This window comes from Pseudomonas sp. C321 (assembly GCF_055407105.1).
Map to the genome: position 1 here is coordinate 40,032 of NZ_JBUZRB010000003.1, position 20,605 is coordinate 60,636.

The window sequence follows — 20,605 nt, forward strand, 5'->3', positions numbered from 1 at the left end:
ATACCTCTCCTATCGGGAAGCGTGGGACTGTGTCACCCGTTTGAGCTGTTCGCGCGCGCGGGATAGCCGGGAGCGTACGGTGCCGATTGGAATCGCCAGCACATCGGCGGTGTCCTGGTAGCTGCCGTCGGTTTCGAGTGAGGCATACAGAGTGTTGCGCATTTCTACCGGCAGACCTTTGATGGCGCTGAGGGTCTTTTCCAGCCGGCGGTTGATTTCGAATTGCCACCCCAGATCCTGCCCTTCGTCCTGGCTGTGCCAGAGCGACTCATCAAATTCGCAATGCACAGGCTTGGCGTACAGACGGCGAAAGTGGTTGCGGATCAGATTTTGTGCAATGCCACACATCCAGGTGCTCAGGGCGGCCTGGCCGCTGAAACGCTCTTTGTTGCGCCAGGCTTCAAGGTAGGTCAACTGCAAGATGTCATCGGCATCTTCGGGGTTCAGGACGCGCTTGTGGATAAAACTGCGCAGCTTTTTCTGATGCTCGCCCGGTAGGTCGAGCATGGCTTGAGGTGAGACAGGAGAAGTAGGTTCTACATCGGAAGAGTTATCCATTATTTTTTCCTTAGGGTAATCGCTATCGAAATGGTTTCGATGGGGACTCCCTAAGCACCGCCTGTGCCAATCGCATTAATTGTCTAATGCATTGATATAATTAGTTATTTTTTTTGTTTTTTAGACGTGGAATGTCAAAGCTTGCACAGGGCTGATTAAAGCCGTGCCAGTTATTACACGTGCAAGAAAATGTGCCAGGGGTTGGAACTGTTCAGGAGTGGCTCGCCACACAGGAGCACGAAACCTAACTCCCGGCGCCTTTATGAAAGTTGATACATCCCACAGCGATGCGCAAAAGCTTCAGCAGCTCAACCCTGCTATTGCAATCCCCTTGGCACGTGGGCAATCGGCACAGGTTGCACAGCACAATGCTGCCGAGGAAGTTGGCATGCTGTTCAGCCAGCAGATGGAGCGCAGCAGCAAAGGTCTGGATCAGCGTCAGTTGAGGCTTGCCCGTACGGAGAACCGGGTTCAAAAAGTCGAGCAGTTGGCACAGCTGTATGAGCAGTTGGGGCACCCTGGGCAAGCGAGCCTGGAGCATCTGGTGCGCCAGGCGCGGATTCAGTTGCTGCAGCGGCCCAGTGCCGAGAACCTGCTGGGGTTGACTGGGGATGATCCGGCTCGCACCCATGTGGTGTTGCATCAGGTCAGTGCCCAGGCCCAGGCCGAAGGCCGCACTCATGAGGCCGATCTGGCCCGCGATTTTCTTCAGCAAATGCATGCGCTCTATGCTCCGCAGATTCAGGCGGGGCTCAATATTGCGCAGTCGCTGCAGGTGGCCAGCGATGATCCGGCGTTACGCCAGGCGGTTCGCCAGTTGTACTACGCCAGCGTGGTGGAGCGCCAATCCCTGGCGACCATGATGCAGGCGCTATTGGGGTTGTTTGGTGGCGAGCAGTTCAATGCCGGGCTGCAAGTGATGCGTCGGGCCCTCGCCGATGATGTTGCCGCCCATACCCCTTCATTGCCCATCGCCAAGCTGCGCACATTGTTGTTGGGATTGCAGGCGTGCGGTCAGCTCAATGGGGTGTTGTGCAGTTGTCGGGAGTTGGGCCGGCGATTGGTTTCCGAGCATCCACGCAGCGAACAGGATGCCATTACGCTGTTGCAGCGCTTGTTGGGCTACGCCAGTACGGGCATCGCGCCCAACGAAGTGTTACGTCTTGGCAGCGAACTGGGGGGCGAGAGCCCGTCCGCGCAACTGGTCTCGCTCAACGTCCTTTATCCGTTGATTCAGCGTCTGCCGTTGTCCCTGTGGCGAGACGGACGAAGCCGCCAGGAAACCCTGCACAACTTTCTGATGCTGATGGATGAGCGTACGACGGCCGAAGGGCGCGCCACGTCCCGCCTGGTAGCCGCAGCGCCGTGACTGCACTTCAATGGCTGAACACGGTACTGCTGACCGTTGCGCGTCGAGCCGACGTGCTGGGGGCTGTCGTCGTGCTGGCCATCGTCTTCATCTTTATCGTGCCGTTGCCCACCTGGTTGGTGGATATCCTCATTGCCCTCAATATCTGTATCTCGTGCCTGTTGATCGTGTTGGCGCTTTACCTGCCAGGGCCACTGGCCTTTTCGTCCTTTCCTTCGATCCTGCTGCTGACCACCATGTTCCGGCTGGCGCTGTCGATTGCCACCACCCGTCTGATCCTGCTGGAACAGGACGCCGGTGACATCGTCGAGGCATTTGGCAACTTTGTGGTGGGTGGCAACCTGGCAGTGGGGTTGGTGATCTTCATGATCCTGACCATCGTCAACTTCCTGGTGATCACCAAGGGTTCGGAGCGCGTCGCTGAAGTGGCGGCCCGTTTCAGCCTTGATGCGATGCCCGGCAAGCAAATGTCCATCGACAGTGACTTGCGTGCCGGCTTGATCGACGGCAACCAGGCCCGTAACAAGCGCGAGCAACTGTCCCGGGAAAGCCAGTTGTTCGGGGCTATGGACGGGGCCATGAAGTTCGTCAAGGGTGATGCTATCGCCGGGCTGGTGATCGTGGTGATCAACTTGTTGGGTGGGTTTTCCACCGGCATGTTCCAGCATGGGATGAGCGCAGGGGATTCCATGGCGCTGTATTCGGTACTGACGATCGGCGACGGGCTGATTGCACAGATTCCGGCACTGCTGATCTCCCTGACTGCCGGCATGATCATCACCCGAGTTGCGCCGGATGGCGCAAACAAGGGCGCCAATCACATAGGCGCTGAAATTGCCCGGCAGATGACCAGTGAACCCAAGAGCTGGATGATCGCATCGGTCGGCATGTTGGCGTTCGCCGCACTTCCCGGAATGCCGACGATGGTCTTTATTGTTATTTCGCTGATGACCGGAGGCCTGGGCTATTACCTTACCCGCAAAAAAACGCAGGACGACCAATCCGAGGCATCGACGGCGCAGATCGTTGCGCCGGAAAAAAACGGCGAGGAAGATTTGCGTGGTTTTGATCCCTCCCGCCCGTACTTGTTGCAGTTCCCCTCTACACGCTTGGGAGATCCGAGTGTGACAGCACTTATTCAGGCGATTCGCCAAACCCGTAATGGCATCGTTACCAGCGTCGGATTGACGCTGCCGCCTTTTGAGATTGAATACAGCCCGCCGCTGGCCGACGATGAATTTCGTTTCTGCGTGCATGAAGTACCAATGCTCACGGCGACGCTGACCGAGCGATTGGCCGTGCAGCGCGAGGCGTGTGCCGACGAACCCAACGATGGCATCAGGGGCCTTGCAGAGCGTGATGAGCAAGATTGGCTGTGGCTGCATCCCGATGATGCCCTGCTGGGTGATGAGCATTTGGAACGGATTACTGCGCAGGATCTGATTATCGAGCGCATGCAGCGGGCGATGATGGTCAGCGGGCCACAGTTTCTCGGTATTCAGGAGAGCAAATCGATCCTTAGCTGGCTGGAGTTCAACCAGCCGGAACTGGTTCAGGAGCTGCAACGGATCATGCCTCTGTCGCGTTTTTCTGCGGTATTGCAGCGCTTGGCCGGTGAAGGCATACCTCTACGGGCGGTGCGGTTGATTGTCGAGGCGTTGATTGAGTACGGCCAACATGAGCGTGAGCCCGAAGCATTGGCTGACTATGCCCGGATCGCCTTGAAATCCCAGATCTACCACCAGTACAGCGAAGAAGACGGTTTGCATGCCTGGCTGTTTTCGCCATACACCGAAAACGTTTTCCGTGAAGCGCTGCGCCAGACCCAGACCGGAGTGTTTTTTGCGTTGGACAATGAACACAGCGCGCTGCTGATCAGCCTGTTGAAAGAGGCGTTTGTCTTGCGATCCAAGACCAAGAGCGTGCTGTTGGTCGCGCAGGATCTGCGCAGTCCCTTGCGTGCTTTGTTGCTGGAGGAGTTCAACCATGTGCCGGTGCTGTCCTTTGCCGAGCTGACGAGTGCCGCGAAGGTCAAGGTGCTCGGTCGGTTTGACCTAGGTCAGGACGGCTTGCTGCACGACTCCGTGGCGTGAATCCAACGACAGAGGCTCTGATCATGTTCGAGTTGCGAGTACTCAATGGTTTGCACCAGGGCGCCGCATTACCTCTGTTTGGGGAGCAATGGTGCATTGGCGCCAGTGTGGACGCCGACCTGACCCTTTACGATCCGGGAATTGCACCACGCCATGTGCATCTGCTGTGCGTCGTCGATCAATGGGCGGTGCAAGCGCAAGAAGGCCTTTTGCAGGATGCTGGCGGTCAGGTTTTGGCTCAAATCGCTGACCTTGCGATCAACATGCCCTTTACCATCGCGGGTGTTCGACTCTATGTGGCCCCTGCCGATCAACCCTGGCCCGAGGAACCGGCGCCCGTTTACGTACACCGAGTGGAGCTGCCTGAACAGCCGGAACCCGAAGCGGCCGTGCCGTCGATTTTTCAACAAAGACGCGTCATGGGGATTCTGGCGATTGTGGCCCTGATCATCATGGCGTTGGGGATGACCTCCACCGATGAGAGCCAGCCCCAGGCGTCGCTGATGCCGGTTGTTGGGCAAAAGCTCGAACTGGCCAGCTCTTATGAGGTGCGCCAGCAACTGCTGAAGATGCTGAGTGAGCGTGAACTGGGTCATCGTTTTGTCCTGGAAATCATTAATGGGCAGGTGATGATCGACGGTACAGCGTCCAGGGACGAGGTGGCGCTGGTTTCGCGGATGCTCAACCGTTTTCAGGAGCAGTTCGACACACCGGTTCCCGTTATCAGCCGGGTGCGTGAGCGCAACACCGATCTGCCGTTCAGGATTGTGCAAATTGTCGGCGGCAAGAATGGCCATGTCGTCCTGGCAGAAGGGCGTCGGTTGTTTCTGGGGGATGAAATAGACGGTTTGCGATTGACCTCCATCGACAACAACAAGGTGGTGTTTGACGGTCCGCAGCGTTATGAGGTCGGCTGGTGAACTACTCCTTCACAGAGCGGCTTGACGCCTGGCAGCAGCGCCAGTCTGCCAGGCTGGCAGGCTATGCGCCGGTCACGGTGCGTGGGCGCATACAAAGGGTCAACGGCATGTTGCTGCAATGCCGCTTGCCTGCGTCGTGCATCGGCGATTTGTGCCTGGTGGAGAAGGTCGGTGAAGACAGCATGCTGGCGGAAATTATAGGTTTCGATCATCAAGACGCGGTACTCAGTGCCCTGGGCAACCTGGAGGGTGTGCGAGTGGGCGCCAGCGTGCAGCGCCTGGGTATGCCCCACCGGGTACGGGTGGGTGATGACTTGTTGGGGCAGGTGCTCGACGGGTTCGGTAGACCCATTGCCGGAATCGGCCCCAGCGCGTTTGCCGGCGCCGATACACAAGAGGCGAGTGCGGTGTTGTGCGAGGCGCCGTTGCCCACCGAGCGTCCGCGAATCAGCCGGGCGTTGCCCACGGGCGTGCGTTCGATCGATGGTCTGTTGACCCTGTGTGAGGGCCAGCGGGTTGGCTTGTTCGCCGGTGCGGGTTGCGGCAAGACCACCTTGCTGGCGGAAATCGCCCGTAACGTTGACTGTGATGTAATCGTCTTCGGCCTGATTGGTGAGCGTGGCCGGGAGCTGCGCGAATTTCTCGATCATGAACTCGATGATCAATTGCGCGCCAAGGCGGTGCTGGTGTGTGCCACCTCTGACCGGTCCAGTATGGAGCGTGCCCGCGCGGCATTTACCGCCACGGCCTTGGCGGAGGGTTTTCGGCGCAAGGGGCAGAGGGTCCTGCTGCTGATTGATTCCCTGACTCGGTTCGCCCGCGCCCAGCGCGAAATCGGCCTGGCTGCCGGTGAGCCGTTGGGGCGCGGCGGCTTGCCGCCCTCGGTCTATAGCCTGTTGCCACGCCTGGTGGAACGCGCGGGGCTGACCCGTCAGGGTGTCATCACCGCCATCTACACCGTGCTGATCGAGCAGGACTCCATGAACGACCCCATCGCCGATGAGGTCCGTTCCCTGCTGGACGGCCACATCGTGCTCTCACGCAAACTGGCTGAACGCGGCCATTACCCGGCGGTGGACGTATTGGCCAGCCTGTCGCGGACGCTCAGCAACGTGGCCGAGCCTGCACACATACAAGCGAGCACGGCACTGCGGCGGTTGTTGTCGGCTTACCAGCAGATCGAACTGATGCTCAAGCTGGGTGAGTACCAGGCCGGTGCTGACGCCCTGACTGACCTGGCGGTCGAGAGTCGGCAAGCGGTCGATGCCTTTTTGCGGCAGGACTTGAGGGTGCCTTCACCGATGGAGTCGACCCTGGATCAACTGAGTGAGCTGACAGCTTATGTTCCCTTCTGAAATAGACACCTTGCGGCGTTTGCGCAGGCACCGGGCCGACCGCGCCGAGCGAGCCTTACGTGAGGCGAAAAAAGCTCAGAAAGCCCTCCAGGCCAAGGTCGAACAGGCGCAAGAGGCGCTTGAGCAAGCCCGTTTGGAAGAAGTCCGGCAAACCGCAGAACTGGCGAACCAGCATCAAGGGCAGGTGGTTTCGCTGCAAGACCTGAAGGCCTGGGGTGCCCAAGAGCGCAAATTATCGGCTGGCACGGCCCGTGATGAGGGGCAACTGCAGACCTTGTACCAGCAACAGGAGAGGCAAGTGACACATATCGATACCGCACAGAAGCAGGTCACCCAGTGTTTACGCGAAGTTGAAAAACTTCAGGAGTTGGCCGTGCTACTGGCCGAGGAAGCGCCATGACACAACTGTCTGCCAGCAAGCAGGAGCGTGCACGCGTGCGCGAGTCTCAGAACGAGGTCGTACCGGGACAGGGCCTCGTCGTGTCCATGGAGTCGAGCCGATTGTTTACTCAGTATTTTGCCGACGATGGCGGGGAAGGTGGATACACCAGCGAACGACCTTCTCAGGCAGGGCAGGTCGATGTTGCAACGATTAACACCTTGTCCGAGCAGTTGGAACTTCGCCTGAGCGGCGTATCCCAGTGGCCTCTGCACGCCGCCATCTACCTGCCGCGCCTTGGGCGGATCAATGTCAGCGCCAAACATGAGAACCAGTCCTGGGAGATTGACCTGGAGGCGGAAGAAGAACGGACCTCGATCTGGCTCACCGGCTCCCGGCAGGCCTGTCAGGACAGACTGTCCAAACGCCTCGGACAACCCGTCAGTTTACAGGTGGTACAAGTGAACCCAGCATGATGTTGCCGGCCTTGAAATTGCCAGCTGTCGATGGGGTCAAGGTCGCGGCGCGGCGTCGTCTGGGGCGCGGGCTACGCCTGCCGTTTCAGGTGGCCGACCAGTGCGGTGAACTGCTGCTGGAGCCTGGGCCCGCACCGGCTGGCCGGGGGCTGCTTTCATTCGAGACAGCTCGTGGGGTGCTGACGTTCAGTGAGCCAAGCGCGGTGCTGAGTCTGTTTGGTGAGTGCCCGGTGGTGCTGGCCGAGGCCGGCAACGATCCGGACTCCTGGTTCTGGGCGTTGTTCCAGCACAGCCTGAGTCCCCAGTTGCTTGACGTGTTCGGGTATCTGCGACCGCTGGGGCAATTGCAGCGCAAGACCTTTGGCTGTCGACTCACCGTGGTGCTGGGTGCGTCCAGGGTGGTTGCGCGTCTGATACTGGCGCCGGCCAGCCTGCTGGCGCTGTGCGATGCCGCGTTATGGCGGCCGATGAGCGGCCCATTGCCAGACTCGTTTCCCCTCTGCGTACCGGTGACTATCGGACGCCTGCAACTGCCCGTCACGCAGTTGGGCACCGTGCGCCCGGGAGATGTGCTGCTGCTGGAGTCCCTATTCTTCAATGCCCAGGGTGATGGTCAATTGCGCCTGGGGCGCCACCGCCTGCAAGGGCGCATTGACGATGAAACAGGCGCTCTGCGCCTGATCCTATTTTCTATCGAGGAAGCGACTGTGGACGAAGATTATGGGGACAGTTCCCAGGGACAGGGATGGGGCGAACCCGGTGATCAGGCACGCGACGAGCCGCTGGTTAATGTCTTCGGGCATGAGCCGTTCGATGAGTTGTCGATTGCCCTGACCGTGCGCTGCGGCACCCTGCAGCTGACCCTGGGGGAACTGCGGCAGTTGGCGCCGGGCGCTGTGTTGGGCATTTCAGGTTATGGGCCGGGGATGGCCGGGCTCTATTATGCAGACCGTCCCATTGGTCATGGGCAACTGGTGGAGGTGGATGGGCGCCTAGGGTTGCAGCTGTCACGGGTAATCTTTTCCCGATGAGTGTTCAAGGACTTGATCCCCTTCTGCTGGCGTTGTTCCTCGGTTCGTTGACGCTGATGCCGATGCTGTTGATCATCTGCACGGCATTTTTGAAAATCGTTATCGTGCTGATGATTACCCGCAACGCCATCGGCGTGCAGCAGGTTCCACCGAGCATGGCCTTGAACGGGATCGCGCTGGCAGCGACTCTCTTTATCATGGCCCCCGTGGGCTATGAAATCGGGCAGATCGTCAAGGTGTCGCCGCTGGACACCACCAGTGTGCAGGCGTTTCAGGAAACCGGGCTGGTTGCGATAAAACCACTGCGGGCCTTCATGTTTCGCAACACCGATCCGGACTTGTTGACCCACCTTCATGAAAATACCGCGCGCCTGTGGCCTCCCGAAATGGTGCAGAGCACCGAACGCGATGACTTGATCCTGCTGATGCCGGCGTTTGTTCTGTCACAAGTGCAGGCAGGGTTTGAAGTCGGCTTCCTGATCTACATTCCGTTCATCGTCATCGACCTGATTGTCTCCAATCTGCTGCTGGCACTCGGCATGCAGATGGTCTCGCCCATGACCATCTCGCTGCCCCTCAAGCTGCTGCTGTTCGTTCTTGTATCGGGGTGGTCGCGGCTGCTCGACAGCCTCTTTCTTTCCTTCCTGTGAGTGAAACATGGACCCTATTCAGCTGTTCAAACAGGGCATGTTGCTGGTGGTGGTGCTGTCGGCTCCGCCACTGATTGTGGCAGTGATTGTCGGGGTGCTGACGTCCCTGGTGCAGGCCCTGATGCAGGTGCAGGACCAGACGCTGCCGTTCGGGATCAAGCTGGTGGCAGTGGGTATTACTCTGGTCGTGACGGGACGCTGGATCGGTGTCGAGTTGATCAAGCTGATCAATCTCACCTTCGACATGGTTGCGCGTTCAGCGCTCTGAGGAATTGGCCCCGTGGTGATCCCGTATCTTGAATACTTGCCCAGCCTGGCGATTGCCATGGCGCGCATTTACCCTTGTGCCTTCCTGGTGCCGGCGTTTTGTTTTCAGCATGTGCGCGGGATGCCGCGCCATGTCATTGTCCTGGTTATGGCGTTGCTGCCGACACCCGGTATTCACGCGGTGTTGGTGGACCAGGAATTTACCTTGCTGCTGATCAGCGCACTGGTGTTCAAGGAGGTCGCACTGGGCTTGTTGTTGGGCATATTGCTGGCGATGCCGTTCTGGCTGTTCGAGGGTGTGGGGGCATTGCTGGATAACCAGCGCGGTGCCCTGATCGGCGGGCAACTCAACCCCTCTCTCGGACCGGACGCCACGCCCATCGGGCATATGTTTAAGCAATTGAGCATCTTTCTGTTGATCGTCACTTTGGGCCTTGGCGCGATGACCCAGGTGATTTGGGACAGCTACCTGATCTGGCCGCCGACCGTCTGGTTGCCTGTTCCGGCCGTCAATGGCTTCAGCACGTTTCTCCAACTGCTCGCCGATACCTTCACCCATATGACCCTCTATGCAGCGCCCTTTATCGCCCTGTTGCTGCTGATCGAATTCGCTATTGCCTTGCTCAGTCTCTACAGCCCGCAGTTGCAGGTGATGGTCCTGTCGATGCCAGCCAAGAGCCTGGCAGGGTTGGCATTTCTGCTGCTCTACCTGCCCGTGCTGCAAGATTTGATCGTGGGCCGCATGAGCTTGCTGAGCGAGCTCAAGCACTCGCTGGGCCTGTTGTTTCGGGTGGCGGCAACATGAGTGATTCGGGGGAGAAAAAACACCCGGCGACGGCAAAGAAACTGCGTGACCAACGCAAGAAGGGTCAGGTCGCCCAGAGCCAGGATATTGGCAAACTACTGGCGTTGACTGTGCTGAGCCAGATCGCCTTGTTCACCGCCGAAACCAGCATGCAACGTCTTCAGCAGTTGTTGATGTTGCCAGTGTCGCGCATCGGGCAACCCTTTGTGCGCACGCTGGAAGAGGTTGTGGTGGCGGGTGCGGTGGTGTTTTTCAGTTTCGCCTTGTTGATGGCCTCCGTCGCTATCGCGACAAAACTGATCAGCAGTTGGATGCAGTTCGGTTTTCTGTTCGCTCCTGAAACCTTGAAGCCGGATTTCAACCGCCTTAACCCGCTCAACCAGGCCAAGCAGATGTTCTCCGGCCAATCGTTGATGAACCTGTTCATGGGTGTGGCCAAGGCGCTGTTTATTACTCTGATCCTGTATGTGGTGGTTGGCCCGGCATTAGGTCCCTTGATCGGGTTGACCAGTGGAGATCTGCCAGGCTACATCTCGGCCCTGATCGTGCTGTTTCGCCATCTGCTCAACACCTGCCTGGGCTTGTTGCTGGTCCTGGCGCTCATTGACCTGGCGTTGCAAAAGTACTTCTTCGCCAAGCGCATGCGCATGACCCAGGTGGAGGTCATCAAGGAGTACAAGGACATGGAGGGCGACCCGCACGTCAAGAACCAGCGCCGCTCACTGGCCTATGAATTGGCCAACGAAGAGCCGAAGGTCAAGCTGCCCAAGTTTGAAGAGTCCGACATGCTGGTGGTCAACCCGACGCACTTTGCCGTGGCCCTGTACTACCGCTCCGGGGAAACGCCTCTGCCGATGATGGTGGAAAAAGGTACGGATGCCGAAGCACGCAAGTTGATTGATCGGGCCAAGGCGGCAGAGATACCGGTTATCCAGTGTGTGTGGCTGGCGCGCACCCTTTACAAGGGAGAACTGGGCAGTCATATCACCCGTGAAACGCTGAAGGCTGTGGCCCTTATCTATCGCACCTTGCAGGAGTTGGATGATGCGGCCAAGCGCGAGACGCTTGAGCTGTCAGAGCTTGATGATCTTTGATTGGCATACACGCTGCGGCGTGTACCAAGGGGTTTAATAGCGCGTGCAGTACGCGTCCAGTCGTTCAAGTTCCGCCAGTGACAGACTTCGACTCAGCATGCCGTCAAGCAATGCCCTCTCGTGGCGTTCAGGCAGCGCTTGCCAGATCACCAGCGCTCGCTCGTCGTCGAGATAGGCGAACAGTCCATCGAATGCCAGTGCCTGCGCAAAGCGTCGTTCCAGCACGCGCTGCAGCTGACCCGTCTTGATGGCGTGAGGCGGTAATCGCAAGGCCAGCCCCACCTTGGACCCCGCCCTCAACCGACAAAAAATGATGCCGTCGCACAACGACCACTCATCGTCATTGCCAGCCATGAGGGCGTCCAGAAAGGCCTGCCGACGTTGCTCGTCGGCAGAAATCCCTGCGTTCTTCATCGCTCCAGAGAGACCGTCTGATAGTCCGAGTGTTCGCCGGACGGGCCGGGCTCCACCCGCATCTGTTCAGGCCACCAGATCACCATTTGCTGGGCGTTTGATTGCGGCCGTGAGCAGGAGTCACCCTTGCAGGTTGGCGTGCAACCCGACATGACCAAGGCCAGGGCAAGGAGTGCGAGGGGCGAGAGTATCTTTCTCATTGATTGGTCTTCCGGGTCGGTGTGAGCAGGGAAGGGCGAGACACGCCAATGTGTTCGTCCTTCACAACAGGGCGCATGGCGATAAACACTTCCGCTTCCTCGCCCGGCTTGAGCCAGGCGTGCGGCCAGACAGTGACGGCCAGGGTCTGCGAGTTGCTGCATTCCCTCTCGTCGATGCGTACATTGCGGTTGAACTGGTTACGCAGAACGATGACGGCCACGTTGTACTGCGGGCCGGCATACCACTGGCTGCTGGCGGTGTTGAGCGTCAGGAGGTCGCGGGTTCGGCACAGGGTATCGAGCCCCAGTGGCATGGGCGCGGCCTTGAAGTCCTTGGGTACCTGCCCGGTGACCAGATGGGCCAGGGTAGAGGTGACATCGCTACGCTTGATCACCGGCTGGTGTTCGGCGTAGCGACGCGCCAGCGGTTTGAGGGCGTCTTCCAATTCCACCTGATCAGATTTTGGCAAATAGCGCGAGGGGTCGGCCTGATCACCGATGACTCGGGGCGTCAGGATAAACAGACGCTCTCGCCGGTTGCTCTTGCGTTCGGTAGAGGAAAACAGCGCCTTGCCCAGCAGTGGGATATCCCCCAGTAATGGCACCTTGTTCAGCCTGTCGGCGTTCTCTGTGACATGGAACCCTCCCACTACCAGCGAGCGCTTTTCCGCCATCACCGCCTGGGTGCTGACCTTACCCTTACGCACATCCGGGCCGATTCGATTGGGGTTGGTTTCATCGAAACTGCCGTCTTCGATGTCCACTACCAAGTGGATCTGGTGCGCGCCCTTGGACGTAATGACCCGTGGGACAACCTGGAAACTGGTGCCCACTGTGACCGGCAGAATGGTTGCGTTTTCGGTGCCTGCGGTAATGTACTGCGTGCGGTTGAAGTCGATCACCGCCGGCTGGTTTTCCAGGGTCAGGATCGAGGGATTGGACACTACGGTCGCCAGGCCGCGGGCTTCCAGTGCCCGCAGGTCTGCTTCAAAGCGGTCACGGTTACCTATAGACACTTGCGATGCCGTCCCCGGGGCAACGTTATTGACCCCGGCCCTGAAGCGACTGTTTTGAAAGCCCCAGTTCACTCCGAACTCCTTGAGTTGAGTGCGATCGATGTCCAGGATGATCGCGTCAATCTCCACCAGCTTGCGCGCCACGTCGAGCTTGGCGATCAGTTCGCGGTACATGGCCTGGCGTTCCGGCAGGTCGTAGATCAGCACGGCGTTGTTGCGCACATCGGCTTCGACGCGGATTTTGCTCGTGGGTGTCGGAGCTCGGGGCGTCATGGCGTAGTTGTCATCCGGCTGGCCGAGGGCGGCCGGGGGGCTGAGCATCTGCCCCAGCAGAGGATTGCTCAGCCGTGGAAAGCTTTGGGCCATGGGGGATGGCATTGACGCTGGCGCAGGGTTTTGAGCCGCATTCGAGAGCGTCGAGGATGTTCGCGGCTCCAGCAGACCACGCAGCATGCTGGCGACGCCCGGGATAACCAGTTTTTCGCCGCGATAGTCGATCTGGCGATCCGCGGCATTGGCGAACTGCAGGGTAAACGTCAGCACACTCTGTTTTTCATCAGGCGTCTTGCGCTTGCTACTGAATTGTTTGATCTGTTCTATATAGCGCTTGGGGCCAGAGACCAATACGACGCCGTCATCCGGCAGTTCACCCCAGCCAAAACGGCTATCCAGCAGGCCGATGTCGGTCAAGGCCTGCTTCAGGTCGGCAACAGTTTCGGCTGAAACCTCAAGCCGTGCTGACTCTTGCTGGTCCAGGGTACTGATGTACAGAGTGTTGTTGTACATGAACCACTGGAAACGGTGCTCGACGGCGAGTCGGTCCAACAGCGATTGGGGCGTGTTTGAGCGAATTTTGCCATTGACGTAGCCTTCCAGGAAACCGTCGATTTGCAGTTGGGTGCCGAAGGTTTTCGTGAAGTCTTCGAGTACCTCCTGCAGGGTCTTGTTGTCGGCCTCGTAGGCAAATGCCGTGGTTTTCCATTCGGCGGGGATGGCTGCCAGCGTGCTTTCCAGAGGCATCAGCAGCCAGGGCAACATGGCAAGCCAGGGCCAATGGGCACGCTGTGTCGTTGTTGCGGAAGGCGAAGGTTTACGCAAGCAGGTTCGCGTGTGGATATTGTTAGGCATGAGGCTTCTCTGATCAGTGCGGTAGCGAGCGCAGCAGTGGGGTTTTTTTTGCCATCGGCCGAGGGGGGCGCATCCACATGGAGCGCCAGGTGTCACGTTGATTGAGCAGAGCCTGCAGGCTGTCAAGGAGTTGATCCTGGCCACAATCGCCAGGCCGTTGCTGGAGTAACCAGAGATGGCCGCTTGCGGGGGCCTGGGCGAGTGCACCCTGGAAGTACTCAAGGCTCAATTGTCCGTGGCGCATCCAGGTTTCCAACGACAGATTGTCGGAGGGCGTGTGGGTTAGCTGGACACTCAACAGCAGGCCGTTTGCATTGCGTTGCAGGTTGATCAGGTCGTTTGATTCAAGCAGCGTGATGTGGTCCTCACCGCTTTTCCACCAATCAACAAGATGGCCCTCAAGTTCATTGAATCGCATCAATAACCGCTTTAGTCAGGCTGTGTTTGAGGCGGTGCTGCTCCCTTACGGCAAAGCCCGCGTAAGCCATCTCCTGCATGGCACGCACGAACTCTCGTGAGTCTTCGACCGAGCCATCGGCGTTGGCGGCCATGTCGTGAATGTTTTTAGTTGCTTGGTTGTAGCGTCGGTCAAGTCGGGCTTGGGCACTTTCGTAAGTAATCACATTTTGTCCTCTGCGATGGGGTTCCTGTCAGTGGTTTCAATACTGAAATCAGTTCCATCTGCGACAAGGTGCCTGCAAAGGACGTAAGCAATTGGTCACGCTCTAAAAACATCTTCCAGCGCTAATTCTCTGGTAGTAGCAATACCTCCATGGACGAAGCCCAATCGATCCGAAAATCACCTTCGCTCGTTTCCAGTACGAGTCCCTGAGTATCAAGGGTGTCGTCCGATTGAAGGTTCCAGAGGGTGTTTTCCTGTTCACTTATCCACCGCATCACGTCATTGCGGACGAGTGGATGACAGCGCAGCGTCATGTCAGGTGCAGGGCTTTGAATCTCCAGGAGTTGGCGTAATAAAACAGTGATGCGCTGGTCGGACGGCACTTCTTCCAATACGCAACGTAGCGCTTGATTGGTCAGTTTGGAGGCCGATTGTTCCAGCGCATTGCACATCAGTTCGCGCTCCATCTGCCAATGCTTCAATTGCCTGTTGGCTCGCTCCCAGAACTCATGGCTGGCCTCGTTACGTTGCTCTTCACACTGTTGCTTGGCTTGTCTTAATAACCGACGCGCCCGCTCTTTTGTTTGCCGGAGTAATTGGTCGGCTCGGCCGCAGTCGACAAGTGTTTCCCGACTAATCAAGGGTTGTGGCAATCGAGGCGAATTGGGGCATAACTCAATTTTGCGATGGCATAACATGGTGCTGTTCCTCAAATGACGGACCCTTGAGGTCCTGGCGCATGATTTGCACGCCAGATAACAGCCTGCCAGAGTGCATCGAGCTTGATGCGTGACATGGATTGATCGCGAGTTTGTTCTATCGCCAGAATCCGTTGACGGGGAAAACGCAATCGCAGCCGCTGCCAAATTGCAGGTGCAACCCAGGCTTGGAGCAGCTTCAGCGGGTCCTGGTCATTTTCCAGCCATTGTTCGGGATGCATGGCCTTGGCCAGGCGTTGACACCAGATATGCTGCTCATCGCTTAATTTATGGTCGATCACGGGATGGCATACGGTTTCAATCAGCGCCAGGATCAAGGCTTGCTGTTGTGGTGAGGCAAGTACAAGGCGCAGCAGGGTGGGTTGGGGTTGTGGAGGAGAGCAAGGCTCCACCCCAAATTGCTTGCTCAACAGCAGGTGGTGGCTACGCGAAATACTCTCGATGGATTGCTGGCTGGTTTTGCCTGGATTGACAGGCAGCCAGTCCGTGCGACGGGACATCCAGGCGTAAGCCCACCAATGAACCCAGGCCAGGTGCTCATTCATAAGATGACGTATGCGGGTTGGAATGCAGTGCTGATTCTTCAGGATGCCTGTCGCGTTGTGCTTGCATGGCCCGTTTGCGCCAAAGTACAACGGCGGCTCCGGCCAGCAGGAGTGTTATCAGCCCTCCCACGAGGCTCCGATGCCAAAATCCAAGGTCGTTGCTCTGTACCAGGAAGGGGCCGAAGTAGGAGAGCTTTTGCGTATCCTGATAGGCGGTAGCCGGTACGAACACTACCGTGAGTTTTTGAGGATTGTCGACTGCAGTTGCCATGCCCGGAATGCTGCTGGCTACCATCCTTCGCACCCGAGGCTGAAGGTTGTCGGGCTCAAGTCTCGGATCATGCTTGATGAATACCGACGCTGATGCCGGTTGCACGGGTTCGCCTGGCGCGACGCGCTCGGGTAGTACCACATGGACACGAGCCACGATGACCCCGTCTATGTTTGACAGTGTGGCCTCCAGCTCCTGAGATAGAGCGTATATGTAACGGGCACGCTCCTCTAATGGGGTTGATATCACCCCCTCCTTGCGAAAAATTTCTCCCAGCGTAGTGCGAGCAGCACGCGGTAGCCCCACCGCTTCCAGAGTGCGTACTGCACGGCTGATATCGTCCGCATTGACGCGGACCGTCACGCCGTCTTTGGCAGGGATTTTTTTAGCGCGTATTTGCTTGTCCGCCAATTCGGCGATGACCTCGTTAGCCTCTTGTTCGGAGAGCTGACGGTGAAGCTCCACACTTTCGCTACATCCGGTCAGCAATAGAGTTAACGACAAGAATGTTGCACTGCTCAGCCGACACGGCATCGTGCTACCTACGCTAAGTTGGTGAGTTTTTCTATGCTTTGTACGCACTTGTTAATTGCCTTTGCCGTAACCACTGTTTCCAGGTGGGTTTTTGACATTGCGCGGCTTGTCTCAAGTATGTCCGTGGGGGTGGTGCTGCGACTTGTTCTTTGCAACAGCTTTGCGCTCTGTTCGGAAAGCTTGTTCAGGGTGGATGAGCGTGTTGATACCAGGCTTTCTCCAAGGGGAGCCTTGTCAGGCGCAGGGGCTTCCAGCGAGCTGTTGAACCATTGAATATCTGACTTTTCGATGGGGGAGGTTTCCGCCGGAAAAGTTGAGGAAGAAGTTGTCCGGAGCCTTTCTAATGCTATTTCCATTTATCTTTCCATGGTAGGGGCGGTGCGTACTGTTTGCGCGCTGGAAATTTTTAGCCAGCCTCTTTCGTGTCATAGAAAGAGGCGGGTGTTTTTAGCGTTAGTAGTTAACGCCTTTGGCATTAGAAATATTGGAGCTTGTCTCCTTGTTAGCCGACTGTACTTCCATGGCCTGCATAGCTTGCAAGGCATCTTTAACGATAGTGGCAGCGCTTTTCTGATCAGTTGCTGCTGCAGCCCAGCCTGCTGCAGCACCGGCTTGGTTGTTTACGCCATTTGCCATAACTCATTCCTCATACTGTTTTTGAAAAGAAGCGCTATTGGAAAATTGCCAATAGCTGTACCGTTAGTACGATATGGACGATGTATTGCTTGCAGAGTCTGGATTGATTATATTTCCTTGGCTGGTGTTTGACGAACTGTTACCCGATTGAATTCCCGAGAGCGCGTTCTTGAGCAGGTCCATTCCTATTCCTGCCGCCTTAGTCCCTAATTCTATTGCGATAGGTAGTGCGATAGACGTAAGTGCCGCTGCTGCTGTTGCCATAGTGTAATTCTCCACTAGTGGTTGGGGGTTATAGCTGATGCGACTGGTAGGTGGCGAAATGTAGAAATAGAGTTCCGATGGACGGATCTAACTATATTTCAAGCTGTTTCATTCGATGATACAAGGTGCGGCGTGCAAGACCCAGTTCAAGTGCGGCCGCGTCTATGTTACGCAAGTGACGGCGCAGCGAATCTTCGATTAGCAGTTTCTCTATTTGCTGTAACAAAACCTTGAGTTTTATAGCTGGTTCCTGAGCGCAATTTTTGCCTACAGCAATCGGTGGCATGCCCAGCACAAAGCGTTTAGCCGCTGAGCCCAGCTCACGAACATTACCTGGCCATGAATGGCAGAGCAGTTGTTGGAGCAGGGCTGCGCAAGGGATAGGCACAGGGCATTTAAAGTATTGCGCTTCCTGTCCAGTCATTTTCAGGAATAGCGGAATGATGCGTTCCCGTTGCTCCCGCAACGCCGGGAGGTTGATCGTGACGACGTTGAGACGAAAATACAGATCCCGCCTGAACCGGCCCTGTTCGACCATTTCATGAAGCGATTGCTGGGCGGAGGCGATCACTCGCATGTCCACGGCAATGAACTTGGTCGACCCCAGACGCTCCACCCCGCGCGACTCCAATGCCCGTAGTAACTTGGCTTGCAACACCAGTGGCATGCTGTCTATTTCATCCAGGTACAAGGTTCCCAGATGGGCGGCTTCAATAAAGCCTGCTCGCGACTGCACTGCGCCGGTGAACGCGCCGCTGGTGACACCAAACAGCTGGCTCTCGGCAAGTGTTTCCGGGATTGCCGCACAGTTGATCGCGACGAAGTTTCCCCGGCGTCCGGACAGGCGATGAATTTTTTTCGCCAGGGTGTCTTTGCCGGTCCCGGTTTCTCCAAGTAATAAAATATCGACATTCAGCGTGGCGGTATTTCTGACAGTGGTTTCCAGGTCCGGGCATTCAATCAGAGGGGGGAGGGCATCGTCATCGATCTTGTAGGAAGCCGACATCACTGTTGCTCCAACAGGGTTAATACTTTTACACGGCCTCTCAATGGGTTGAGCTGCTTGGCCAGTTTTGTCGGATAAGTAGATAGCAAGTGGGTGCTGTTGTCATTGGCGATAGACGATGAGCTAAATAATAGATAGCCAAATATTTTATATGGAGACTAAAAGTGAAGAATCTTCAAGTGTTCTTGTGGTTTGAAGTCGACTTCTGGGGTAGGAGTAATCTGAGAGTATCTGAGTATTCAAGTTTTATTGGTTTTCAATCACGATAATTTGATTGGCGTTAAGTATTTGGTTTGCTTTTTAGTTGTTACATTTTATTGTTTAGTGGCGTGCGCTATTTGGAATGTTTCTGGTGGATGGTAATCGCCCATGGACCGCCCACAAAAAAGCCGATGCATTGCATCGGCTTTTTGTTCTGCGCCAGGGTTTAGACGTTGAAACGGAAGTGCATCACGTCGCCATCCTTAACGATGTATTCCTTACCTTCCAGGCGCCATTTACCGGCTTCCTTGGCGCCGGCTTCACCCTTGAACTGGATGAAGTCGTTGTAGGCGATGACTTCGGCGCGGATAAAACCTTTTTCGAAGTCGGTGTGGATCACGCCAGCGGCTTGTGGTGCGGTGGCACCGACTTTGACGGTCCATGCGCGGACTTCTTCAACACCAGCGGTGAAGTAAGTCTGCAGGTGCAGCATTTCGTAGCCGGCGCGGATCACACGGTTCAGGCCAGGCTCTTCCAGGCCTAGGGCCTCAAGGAACATGTCTTTTTCTTCGCCGTCATCAAGCTCGGCGATTTCCGCTTCGATCTTGTTGCAGACCGGTACGACAATGGCGCCTTCTTCATTGGCAATGGCCATGACCACGTCGAGCAACGGGTTGTTCTCGAAGCCGTCTTCAGCCACGTTGGCGATGTACATGACAGGCTTGGTGGTCAGCAGGTGAAAACCACGAATCACCGCCTTTTCGTCGGTGTTCATGCTTTTCATCAGGCTACGTGCTGGCTTGCCCTCAGTGAAGTGAGCGATCAGTTGCTCCAGCAGAGCCTTCTGAACCACAGCATCCTTGTCGCCGCCCTTGGCATTGCGAGTGACCTTTTGCAGTTGCTTCTCGCAGCTGTCGAGGTCGGCAAAGATCAGTTCCAGGTCGATGATCTCGATGTCGCGTTTCGGGTCGACGCTGTTGGAGACGTGAATCACGTTCTCGTCTTCGAAGCAGCGGACCACGTGGGCGATGGCGTCGGTCTCGCGGATGTTGGCGAGGAACTTGTTGCCCAGGCCTTCACCTTTCGACGCGCCGGCCACAAGGCCTGCGATGTCGACGAACTCCATGGTGGTCGGCAGGATGCGCTTGGGATTGACGATGACCGCCAGTGCTTCCAGGCGTGCATCGGGCATCGGCACGATACCGGTGTTGGGTTCGATGGTGCAGAAGGGGAAGTTCTCCGCCGCAATACCGGATTTGGTCAGGGCGTTGAACAGGGTGGACTTGCCGACGTTGGGTAGGCCGACGATGCCGCAATTGAATCCCATGGTGTTTCCCCTTGGATAAGAGTCAGGCCTTCTGGCTGTGCAGGTTTTTCATCGCACGGTTCCATTCCCCGGCGAAGATATCCGGCAGCACGCCGAGGGCAAAATCGATGCTGGCATCGAGTTTTTCCTGTTCGGCGCGTGGCGCACGACCCAGGACGAAGTTTGAAACCATACTGGCGACGCCTGGGTGGCCAATGCCAAGCCGCAGACGGTAAAAGGTATTCTGATTGCCCAACTGCGCGATGATGTCGCGCAGGCCGTTATGACCGCCATGCCCGCCGCCTTGCTTTAGCTTGGCAACACCGGGTGGCAAGTCCAATTCGTCATGGGCCACCAGGATTTCTTCGGGTTTGATCCGGAAGAAACCTGCAAGCGCCGCGACGGCTTGGCCGCTGCGGTTCATGTAGGTGGTGGGTATCAGCAGACGAACATCCTGACCTTGATGCGAGAAGCGTCCGGTCAGGCCAAAATATTTGCGATCGGCCACCAGGTTTACACCTTGGGCGTGGGCGATGCGCTCAACAAAAAGGGCCCCCGCGTTATGCCGGGTCTGTTCGTATTCTGCGCCTGGATTTCCCAGGCCAACGATCAGTTTAATGGCAGTCACGACAGGGGCCCTTCCTTTGGAGTTGTGGATAACACCGCCGCAACCAACGTGCGGCGAAAGTGGACGACAAGAGCTCATTTACTCAAAAGTAAACTTCGCGTTCTCGCCCGCTTTCTCG

Annotated in this window: 25 protein-coding genes; 11 read left to right on the plus strand and 14 right to left on the minus strand. The window is 57.1% G+C overall.

Going from position 1 to position 20,605, the window contains the following annotated elements:
* Positions 1 to 9 precede the first annotated feature (9 nt).
* Positions 10 to 558 carry an RNA polymerase sigma factor gene (locus ACZRJ6_RS09640; RefSeq protein WP_463967965.1) on the minus strand — a complete coding sequence of 183 codons (549 nt, stop codon included), beginning with the start codon at positions 556 to 558 and terminating at the stop codon, positions 10 to 12.
* A 262-nt stretch (positions 559 to 820) separates the two neighbouring features.
* On the opposite strand from ACZRJ6_RS09640, the gene ACZRJ6_RS09645 reads away from it, so the two are divergent.
* Genes ACZRJ6_RS09645 through sctU form a run of 11 tightly spaced genes read left to right on the plus strand, consistent with a single transcriptional unit; the run spans position 821 to position 10,997 of the window.
* Complete coding sequence (locus ACZRJ6_RS09645; RefSeq protein WP_463967966.1) at positions 821 to 1,927, plus strand: TyeA family type III secretion system gatekeeper subunit; 1,107 nt, start codon at positions 821 to 823, stop codon at positions 1,925 to 1,927.
* On the plus strand, positions 1,924 to 4,020 hold the full coding sequence (sctV, locus tag ACZRJ6_RS09650; protein WP_463967967.1) for a type III secretion system export apparatus subunit SctV: 2,097 nt from the start codon (positions 1,924 to 1,926) through the stop codon (positions 4,018 to 4,020). The genes ACZRJ6_RS09645 and sctV overlap by 4 nt, the downstream gene beginning before the upstream one ends.
* 23 nt (positions 4,021 to 4,043) lie before the next feature.
* Entirely contained in the window at positions 4,044 to 4,940 is an 897-nt protein-coding gene (locus ACZRJ6_RS09655; protein ID WP_463967968.1) for an FHA domain-containing protein, read from the plus strand.
* Entirely contained in the window at positions 4,937 to 6,295 is a 1,359-nt protein-coding gene (locus tag ACZRJ6_RS09660) for a FliI/YscN family ATPase (RefSeq protein ID WP_463967969.1), read from the plus strand. The genes ACZRJ6_RS09655 and ACZRJ6_RS09660 overlap by 4 nt, the downstream gene beginning before the upstream one ends.
* Positions 6,282 to 6,695 (plus strand): type III secretion system stalk subunit SctO, encoded by a 414-nt coding sequence (gene sctO, locus ACZRJ6_RS09665; RefSeq protein WP_463967970.1) that lies wholly within the window; start codon positions 6,282 to 6,284, stop codon positions 6,693 to 6,695. The genes ACZRJ6_RS09660 and sctO overlap by 14 nt, the downstream gene beginning before the upstream one ends.
* Positions 6,692 to 7,150: a type III secretion system HrpP C-terminal domain-containing protein gene (locus ACZRJ6_RS09670; RefSeq protein ID WP_463967971.1), complete on the plus strand. Its 459-nt coding sequence runs from the start codon at positions 6,692 to 6,694 to the stop codon at positions 7,148 to 7,150. Before sctO ends, ACZRJ6_RS09670 begins: the two co-directional genes overlap by 4 nt.
* Positions 7,147 to 8,181 carry a FliM/FliN family flagellar motor switch protein gene (locus tag ACZRJ6_RS09675; protein WP_463967972.1) on the plus strand — a complete coding sequence of 345 codons (1,035 nt, stop codon included), beginning with the start codon at positions 7,147 to 7,149 and terminating at the stop codon, positions 8,179 to 8,181. The genes ACZRJ6_RS09670 and ACZRJ6_RS09675 overlap by 4 nt, the downstream gene beginning before the upstream one ends.
* Entirely contained in the window at positions 8,178 to 8,831 is a 654-nt protein-coding gene (gene sctR / locus ACZRJ6_RS09680) for a type III secretion system export apparatus subunit SctR (RefSeq protein ID WP_463967973.1), read from the plus strand. Before ACZRJ6_RS09675 ends, sctR begins: the two co-directional genes overlap by 4 nt.
* Positions 8,832 to 8,838: 7 nt before the next feature.
* Positions 8,839 to 9,099 carry a type III secretion system export apparatus subunit SctS gene (sctS, locus tag ACZRJ6_RS09685; protein ID WP_463967974.1) on the plus strand — a complete coding sequence of 87 codons (261 nt, stop codon included), beginning with the start codon at positions 8,839 to 8,841 and terminating at the stop codon, positions 9,097 to 9,099.
* A 15-nt stretch (positions 9,100 to 9,114) separates the two neighbouring features.
* A complete protein-coding gene (sctT, locus tag ACZRJ6_RS09690) occupies positions 9,115 to 9,903 on the plus strand; it encodes a type III secretion system export apparatus subunit SctT (protein WP_463968415.1) in 789 nt (262 codons plus the stop codon).
* Positions 9,900 to 10,997, plus strand: a complete 1,098-nt coding sequence (gene sctU, locus ACZRJ6_RS09695; RefSeq protein WP_463967975.1) for a type III secretion system export apparatus subunit SctU — start codon at positions 9,900 to 9,902, stop codon at positions 10,995 to 10,997. Before sctT ends, sctU begins: the two co-directional genes overlap by 4 nt.
* Before the next feature lie 33 nt (positions 10,998 to 11,030).
* Here the strand turns inward: sctU and ACZRJ6_RS09700 are convergent, their stop codons facing one another.
* The 13 genes from ACZRJ6_RS09700 to pth form a co-directional block, all read right to left on the minus strand.
* Positions 11,031 to 11,351 (minus strand): transcriptional regulator, encoded by a 321-nt coding sequence (locus ACZRJ6_RS09700; protein ID WP_463993534.1) that lies wholly within the window; start codon positions 11,349 to 11,351, stop codon positions 11,031 to 11,033.
* Between the two features lie 56 nt (positions 11,352 to 11,407).
* The gene (hrpT, locus tag ACZRJ6_RS09705) at positions 11,408 to 11,611 is read right to left on the minus strand and encodes an HrpT family type III secretion system protein (protein WP_463967977.1); all 204 of its coding nucleotides are present in this window, start codon (positions 11,609 to 11,611) and stop codon (positions 11,408 to 11,410) included.
* Positions 11,608 to 13,755, minus strand: a complete 2,148-nt coding sequence (gene sctC, locus ACZRJ6_RS09710) for a type III secretion system outer membrane ring subunit SctC (protein WP_463967978.1) — start codon at positions 13,753 to 13,755, stop codon at positions 11,608 to 11,610. The genes hrpT and sctC overlap by 4 nt, the downstream gene beginning before the upstream one ends.
* Before the next feature lie 13 nt (positions 13,756 to 13,768).
* On the minus strand, positions 13,769 to 14,176 hold the full coding sequence (locus ACZRJ6_RS09715) for a CesT family type III secretion system chaperone (protein WP_463993535.1): 408 nt from the start codon (positions 14,174 to 14,176) through the stop codon (positions 13,769 to 13,771).
* Positions 14,160 to 14,378 carry a type III secretion protein gene (locus tag ACZRJ6_RS09720; protein ID WP_463967980.1) on the minus strand — a complete coding sequence of 73 codons (219 nt, stop codon included), beginning with the start codon at positions 14,376 to 14,378 and terminating at the stop codon, positions 14,160 to 14,162. The genes ACZRJ6_RS09715 and ACZRJ6_RS09720 overlap by 17 nt, the downstream gene beginning before the upstream one ends.
* Before the next feature lie 121 nt (positions 14,379 to 14,499).
* Positions 14,500 to 15,075: a type III secretion system stator protein SctL gene (gene sctL / locus ACZRJ6_RS09725; protein ID WP_463967981.1), complete on the minus strand. Its 576-nt coding sequence runs from the start codon at positions 15,073 to 15,075 to the stop codon at positions 14,500 to 14,502.
* An 11-nt stretch (positions 15,076 to 15,086) separates the two neighbouring features.
* Complete coding sequence (locus ACZRJ6_RS09730; protein ID WP_463967982.1) at positions 15,087 to 15,641, minus strand: type III secretion protein; 555 nt, start codon at positions 15,639 to 15,641, stop codon at positions 15,087 to 15,089.
* Positions 15,634 to 16,446, minus strand: coding sequence for a type III secretion system inner membrane ring lipoprotein SctJ (gene sctJ / locus ACZRJ6_RS09735; protein WP_463967983.1), 813 nt, complete (start codon positions 16,444 to 16,446; stop codon positions 15,634 to 15,636). The genes ACZRJ6_RS09730 and sctJ overlap by 8 nt, the downstream gene beginning before the upstream one ends.
* A gap of 8 nt (positions 16,447 to 16,454) precedes the next feature.
* Entirely contained in the window at positions 16,455 to 16,802 is a 348-nt protein-coding gene (locus tag ACZRJ6_RS09740) for an EscI/YscI/HrpB family type III secretion system inner rod protein (RefSeq protein ID WP_463967984.1), read from the minus strand.
* Between the two features lie 97 nt (positions 16,803 to 16,899).
* A complete protein-coding gene (locus ACZRJ6_RS09745; protein ID WP_463967985.1) occupies positions 16,900 to 17,082 on the minus strand; it encodes a hypothetical protein in 183 nt (60 codons plus the stop codon).
* Positions 17,083 to 17,437: 355 nt separating this feature from the next.
* The gene (locus ACZRJ6_RS09750; RefSeq protein ID WP_463967986.1) at positions 17,438 to 18,352 is read right to left on the minus strand and encodes a sigma 54-interacting transcriptional regulator; all 915 of its coding nucleotides are present in this window, start codon (positions 18,350 to 18,352) and stop codon (positions 17,438 to 17,440) included.
* Between the two features lie 427 nt (positions 18,353 to 18,779).
* Positions 18,780 to 19,880 carry a redox-regulated ATPase YchF gene (gene ychF, locus ACZRJ6_RS09755; RefSeq protein WP_463967987.1) on the minus strand — a complete coding sequence of 367 codons (1,101 nt, stop codon included), beginning with the start codon at positions 19,878 to 19,880 and terminating at the stop codon, positions 18,780 to 18,782.
* Positions 19,881 to 19,902: 22 nt separating this feature from the next.
* On the minus strand, positions 19,903 to 20,487 hold the full coding sequence (gene pth, locus ACZRJ6_RS09760) for an aminoacyl-tRNA hydrolase (protein WP_003208389.1): 585 nt from the start codon (positions 20,485 to 20,487) through the stop codon (positions 19,903 to 19,905).
* Positions 20,488 to 20,605: the final 118 nt, after the last annotated feature.

Bases quoted from the DNA above. Each gene is read 5' to 3' on its own strand.
- ACZRJ6_RS09640 (WP_463967965.1), bottom strand. From the start codon at position 558: ATGGATAACTCTTCCGATGTAGAACCTACTTCTCCTGTCTCACCTCAA.
- ACZRJ6_RS09645 (WP_463967966.1), top strand. From the start codon at position 821: ATGAAAGTTGATACATCCCACAGCGATGCGCAAAAGCTTCAGCAGCTC.
- ACZRJ6_RS09655 (WP_463967968.1), top strand. From the start codon at position 4,044: ATGTTCGAGTTGCGAGTACTCAATGGTTTGCACCAGGGCGCCGCATTA.
- sctO (WP_463967970.1), top strand. From the start codon at position 6,282: ATGTTCCCTTCTGAAATAGACACCTTGCGGCGTTTGCGCAGGCACCGG.
- ACZRJ6_RS09670 (WP_463967971.1), top strand. From the start codon at position 6,692: ATGACACAACTGTCTGCCAGCAAGCAGGAGCGTGCACGCGTGCGCGAG.
- ACZRJ6_RS09675 (WP_463967972.1), top strand. From the start codon at position 7,147: ATGATGTTGCCGGCCTTGAAATTGCCAGCTGTCGATGGGGTCAAGGTC.
- sctR (WP_463967973.1), top strand. From the start codon at position 8,178: ATGAGTGTTCAAGGACTTGATCCCCTTCTGCTGGCGTTGTTCCTCGGT.
- sctS (WP_463967974.1), top strand. From the start codon at position 8,839: ATGGACCCTATTCAGCTGTTCAAACAGGGCATGTTGCTGGTGGTGGTG.
- sctU (WP_463967975.1), top strand. From the start codon at position 9,900: ATGAGTGATTCGGGGGAGAAAAAACACCCGGCGACGGCAAAGAAACTG.
- ACZRJ6_RS09700 (WP_463993534.1), bottom strand. From the start codon at position 11,351: ATGGCTGGCAATGACGATGAGTGGTCGTTGTGCGACGGCATCATTTTT.
- hrpT (WP_463967977.1), bottom strand. From the start codon at position 11,611: ATGAGAAAGATACTCTCGCCCCTCGCACTCCTTGCCCTGGCCTTGGTC.
- sctC (WP_463967978.1), bottom strand. From the start codon at position 13,755: ATGCCTAACAATATCCACACGCGAACCTGCTTGCGTAAACCTTCGCCT.
- sctL (WP_463967981.1), bottom strand. From the start codon at position 15,075: ATGTTATGCCATCGCAAAATTGAGTTATGCCCCAATTCGCCTCGATTG.
- ACZRJ6_RS09730 (WP_463967982.1), bottom strand. From the start codon at position 15,641: ATGAATGAGCACCTGGCCTGGGTTCATTGGTGGGCTTACGCCTGGATG.
- sctJ (WP_463967983.1), bottom strand. From the start codon at position 16,446: ATGCCGTGTCGGCTGAGCAGTGCAACATTCTTGTCGTTAACTCTATTG.
- ACZRJ6_RS09740 (WP_463967984.1), bottom strand. From the start codon at position 16,802: ATGGAAATAGCATTAGAAAGGCTCCGGACAACTTCTTCCTCAACTTTT.
- ACZRJ6_RS09745 (WP_463967985.1), bottom strand. From the start codon at position 17,082: ATGGCAAATGGCGTAAACAACCAAGCCGGTGCTGCAGCAGGCTGGGCT.
- ACZRJ6_RS09750 (WP_463967986.1), bottom strand. From the start codon at position 18,352: ATGTCGGCTTCCTACAAGATCGATGACGATGCCCTCCCCCCTCTGATT.
- ychF (WP_463967987.1), bottom strand. From the start codon at position 19,880: ATGGGATTCAATTGCGGCATCGTCGGCCTACCCAACGTCGGCAAGTCC.